At 67.5% G+C, this 4,419-nt stretch carries 6 protein-coding genes; 3 read left to right on the top strand and 3 right to left on the bottom strand.

Annotation, left to right across the window (positions count from 1 at the left end):
* Positions 1-15: 15 nt before the first annotated feature.
* Positions 16-138, bottom strand: coding sequence for a hypothetical protein (locus AB0G16_RS38295; RefSeq protein WP_362815869.1), 123 nt, complete (start codon positions 136-138; stop codon positions 16-18).
* 20 nt (positions 139-158) lie between these two features.
* Entirely contained in the window at positions 159-470 is a 312-nt protein-coding gene (locus tag AB0G16_RS38290) for a hypothetical protein (protein ID WP_362815867.1), read from the bottom strand.
* Between the two features lie 561 nt (positions 471-1,031).
* Here AB0G16_RS38290 and AB0G16_RS38285 point away from each other — a divergent pair.
* Together AB0G16_RS38285 and AB0G16_RS38280 are read left to right on the top strand one after the other, a co-directional pair.
* A complete protein-coding gene (locus tag AB0G16_RS38285) occupies positions 1,032-2,495 on the top strand; it encodes a pentapeptide repeat-containing protein (RefSeq protein ID WP_362815865.1) in 1,464 nt (487 codons plus the stop codon).
* Positions 2,492-2,722 (top strand): hypothetical protein, encoded by a 231-nt coding sequence (locus AB0G16_RS38280; protein ID WP_362815864.1) that lies wholly within the window; start codon positions 2,492-2,494, stop codon positions 2,720-2,722. The genes AB0G16_RS38285 and AB0G16_RS38280 overlap by 4 nt, the downstream gene beginning before the upstream one ends.
* A gap of 85 nt (positions 2,723-2,807) precedes the next feature.
* On the opposite strand, the gene AB0G16_RS38275 is transcribed toward AB0G16_RS38280, so the two are convergent.
* Positions 2,808-3,071, bottom strand: coding sequence for a DUF1883 domain-containing protein (locus AB0G16_RS38275; protein ID WP_362815862.1), 264 nt, complete (start codon positions 3,069-3,071; stop codon positions 2,808-2,810).
* A gap of 223 nt (positions 3,072-3,294) precedes the next feature.
* Between AB0G16_RS38275 and AB0G16_RS38270 the strand changes: the two genes are divergently transcribed.
* On the top strand, positions 3,295-4,227 hold the full coding sequence (locus tag AB0G16_RS38270; protein ID WP_362815860.1) for a phytanoyl-CoA dioxygenase family protein: 933 nt from the start codon (positions 3,295-3,297) through the stop codon (positions 4,225-4,227).
* Positions 4,228-4,419: the final 192 nt, after the last annotated feature.

The following is a 4,419-nucleotide window of genomic DNA, read 5'->3' as shown; positions in this document are numbered from 1 at the left end:
ACCCACCGGGAGTAATCACGGCAGGGCGCCCCGGTCCGACCCAACACGGCACCCCAACTCGCGGACACCCCACAGGATGCCGTCGCCGAGCAGCGCGCCGGACTCACCGGCGATCGGGAATGCGGTCTGGACGTCCATGATCTCGATCCGCCTTTCGGTCAGTGGAAGAGGGCGCGCGGGGATTGGCTGGCTATCTCGGCGAGCCAGTCGCGCGGGTGCTGGGAGGTGGTCACCACGGCCACGTCCGGGTAGTTCTCCCGGACCCGCGCCGCGAGGCGGGTCATGTGGCGGGCGAGGAAGAGGGTTCCGGACGGGCGGGCGTACTGGACGCGCACGGTCCCGGGAGGGTCGTCCCAGGGGGCGCCGTCTTCCACGTTTCCCCAGCCGGTCACCTCGCCGATCGCGTCCGGCAGGTAGGTGACGCCTCCGCTCGCGCGGTCCAGGACGTAGGCCAGGCCGCCCAGGCGCACCCAGTAGTAGGGGCATGACGAGCATCCGAACGAAAAGTCCCGTTAGCGGGTGGCACACAGGACAGAACATGAACTCTGTCCGGTCACCCAGCGACATCACTCCAGATCAACGTCTCTGCACTGGTTCCCCCACCGATTCGGTCTCGTGGACCGTTCGGCAGCAGACCGCCGAAACCCGCCCTCGCCGAGCGGCACAACAGACCGCGTGACACCTGCCGTTGCCCCTTTCCGGCGTACTTGGTCTGCCCCTGCCTTCGGCGAGACGCATCCGAACGGAAAGTCACGGTAAGCCGCTCAACTCTGCTCTGCTAGCGGGACTTTTCGTTCGGATGCTCGTCATGCCCCTACACCGCGGCGCGCAGGCTTTCTTGATCTCCGGACACGACTCGGCCCCGACCAGCCGCCCGCCGGCGATGCCCGCCCTCCTGCGGGGAGATACCGTCGGCGGCGTCCAGATCACACACGCCAGCTCCTGGCGGTCCTCTACCGCGCCCGGTTCGGCACCCCGTCTCGAGCCGCCTCGCGCGCCTCCCGACGGCTGCGTCCGAAGGAACCTTCTGCGTGAAACGGCTGATAACCCGCGCCGCCTTCGCCACTGTTGATCGCGTGGCCACCCCCGACGATCCACCCCCCACCCCACCCGGCAAGGACCCCGCCAAAGCCGCCCCCGGCCAAGGCCTGCGGCTGGCCCGGATCGGGCCGACCCTCGCCCTGGCCCTAGCCGGCTCCATCCTGCTCAGCACCGGCCTGTTCGCCGGCGCCCTGTGGATCCTTGGCTTCCCCGTCCTCACCCCGGTCGGCCCCAAAGGGCTGCCGCTGAACCGGCTGCTGGACCTGCTGAAACTCTCCTTTGCGGTGGTCGCCGGGATCGGCGGCGTCATCGCCCTGGTCGTGGCCTACCGCAAGCAGAAGGTCACCGAAGCCGCCGAGCACCGCCAGCAGGCCGCCGAGCTGCGCGCCGATGAGGCCCACCGGCGCGAGGCGACCAAGCTGTTCAACGAGCGCTTCGCCACCGCCGCCAACCACCTGGGCCACGACTCGCCCGCGGTGCGCCTGGCCGGCGTGCACGCCCTGGCCGGCCTGGCCGACGACGCCCCCACCCGGGAACTACGCCAGACGATGATCGACGTCTTGTGCGCCTACCTGCGCATGCCCTACGCCCCCGACCCCGGCGCCGCCGGCGAGGCGGCCGAACGCCTGGCCTTCGTCGGCCTGCGCGAGGTACGCCACACCATCATCCGCGTCATCGGCGCCCACCTACGCGAGGACGCCGCCACCTCCTGGCAGGGCCACGACTTCGACTTCACCGCCGTCGTCTTCGACGGCGGCAACTTCAGCCGTGCGGTGTTCTCCAGCGGCGCCGTCTCCTTCAACAGCGCGGAGTTCTCCTGCGGCAGGGTCGCCTTCAGCAACGCGACGTTCTCCGGCAGCACGGTCGCCTTCCACGGCGCGAAGTTCTCCAGCGGCACGGTCCTCTTCAGCGACGCGGTGTTCTCTGGCGGCAGGGTCCTCTTCAGCGACGCGGTGTTCTCCGGCGGCACGGTCGCCTTCAACAACGCAACGTTCTCCGGCGGCAGAGTCTCCTTCAGCGACGCGGTGTTCTCCAGCGGTACAGCCACCTTCAACAACGCGACGTTCTCCGGCGGCACGGTCGCCTTCGAGTTCGCGTCGTTCTCCGGCGGCACGGTCGCCCTCCACGGTGCAAAGTTCTCCAGTGGCAGGGCCACCTTCATCTGCGCGGTGTTCTCCGGCAGCACGGTCGCCTTCGATCTCGCAACGTTCTCCGGCAGCACGGTCGCCTTCGATCTCGCAACGTTCTCCGGCGGCACGGTCGCCTTCCACGGCGCGACGTTCTCCGGCGGCACGGTCGCCTTCAGCGCCGCTAGGTTCTCCGGCGGCACGGTCGATCTCCGTAAGGTGAATGATTGGTCACATCCACCGATGCTGCCGGATTCTGTACCAGCTGGCGTGTTACTGCCTGATCGATCAAGCGTCGTTCCGGAAGGAGATGCGGCGGCGACGTGAGCAGCCGCGCGCTGGCCAGCTGTCAGTGCCCCAAGAACACCGTCCAGCTTCGCGCGTGTAGCCGGATCGCCACGGCCGAAGATCTACGCTGCGACATCTGCCGGATCGGCTGCCGGCGGATCCGGCTCGCCGTCGACGCCACCGGCGGCGCCGAGGTCCAGATCGCGCACGCCAGTTCCCCGGCCGCCCTCTACCGGACCCGGTTCGGCGATCCGCCCCGTCCCTGAGCCGCCTCACGCGCGCGCGTAGATGGCTCCCAAAACTCCGAAAACTCCGTGTTCCGCCGGGTGATCCCCAGACGGAACCGCGCGGTCAGTCGAAGATCTCAGCGACCCCGACCTTGATCCGGTGAGGGTTGCTGTCGACGACGAGGTACCAGTAGTCGTCGTAGGGGACCTCCAGGACGACGGGGCTGACGTCGAAGAAGCCGCCGTGGTAGCTGTACGCCTCCCCGTCGAGATACGCCTGGTAGTCGTCGGCGTCCATGAGGCACACCCGGGCGGTTGAGCCGCGCAGCTCCACCTCGAAGCGAGCGCCGAACCCGTACGAGCCGAGGTTCCAGTACAGATGGTCCACACGTCATTAGTAACCGCTCGCGCGATGGGCGGGAAGGCGTCTTCGGGGGATGGAGACCTGACTCCTGAACTCCTCGCGTGCCTGCGCGTAAGGGCCCTCCGCTCCCGAACGTGTCCCCAGCCGCCAGGTAGCGATGTGCGGTTCAGTTGGTCCAGTGGGCCGGAGGGAATCGTACGTATGAAAATCGATTGCCTGTGGTGCTCGTACGGATGATCCTGGGTGGATGGATCTTGAGAGCGCTGCGCGGGACTGGCGGGCCGATGGCTTCGTGATCCTCCCGGGGTTCATCCCCGCAGAGGAGTTGACAGCGGCGGTGAGCGAGCTGGGTCTGCTTTTCCCCTCCGCCGAGGGCTTTCATGACGGCACCGACCCGCGCCGCGTCCGCTTCATCGGCGACGAGTTCGCCGGGATCGACACCTTCCCGTTCGCCAGCACCGAGATCAGCCTGCTGACGGTGAACCATCGCATCCTGGCCCTCGCCCAAGCGCTGCTGGACGACAGCGACGTCCATATCTACACGGCCGAGGCCTGGGCGAAGTACACCGGTGCCTGCGACTATGACCAGGACCTGCACCGCGACTACCTCAATCACACCTTGCTGGTCCCCAGCACGGCACCCGGCTGTCTGCAGGTGGAGATGTTCGTCTTCCTGGCCGACGTCCCCGAGGAACTCGGGCCGCCGCATCTGCTCTCACGTAGGCACACCGTGGACGTCCCCGCCGTCCCGAACTGGTTCCTGCGGCCGGGACAGCACAGCGCATGGCGATTCAACGACGACAGCGGCAGCCCACAGATGTACGGGGCCGAGGTCTCTGGCGCCGGGCCCGCCGGAACGGTCATCGCCTTCGAGTCCGGCACCTTCCACCGAGGCACTCAACTGACAGCACCTCGCGGTGCCCGCTACAGCATGCACCTGGGCTTCCGGCCATCCAGCCTCTCGTGGGGGCAACGTGTGGGATGGGCAGCGCGCAGCTTCGAACGAGAATGGGTCGACTTCGTCCACCGCGCTACACCTCGCCAACTCCAAGCCTTCGGGTTTCCCTCGCCAGGGCATTCTTACTGGACTGCACAGACGCTGGCCGGCATGGCACTGCGGTATCCGGAACTTGACCTCACGCCATGGTCGGCCTCCGCTCCCGCACCACGCAGGTCTTGATTTGCTCCTGTGCCTTCGCGAAGGCTGTCGGGATTAGAAGGTTTCCCGACAGGCGGCCCAGAGGCACCTGTAAACCGGATTCCCGGGGATGAAACACCACGCCAGGCGGCCTGGTTCGGGCGCTGATTGACGACAGTATTTTCCGACAGGTAGAACGGGGCTTCGTCCTTCTTGAGGAGCGCCGGTGCGGAT

The organism is Streptosporangium sp. NPDC023615 (assembly GCF_040640155.1).
Classification (GTDB): domain Bacteria; phylum Actinomycetota; class Actinomycetes; order Streptosporangiales; family Streptosporangiaceae; genus Streptosporangium.
This window is presented reverse-complemented; position numbering and strand designations above follow the sequence as displayed.

Coding starts and splice junctions, on each gene's coding strand:
- AB0G16_RS38295 (WP_362815869.1), bottom strand. CDS start 138: ATGGACGTCCAGACCGCATTCCCGATCGCCGGTGAGTCCGGCGCGCTG.
- AB0G16_RS38270 (WP_362815860.1), top strand. CDS start 3,295: ATGGATCTTGAGAGCGCTGCGCGGGACTGGCGGGCCGATGGCTTCGTG.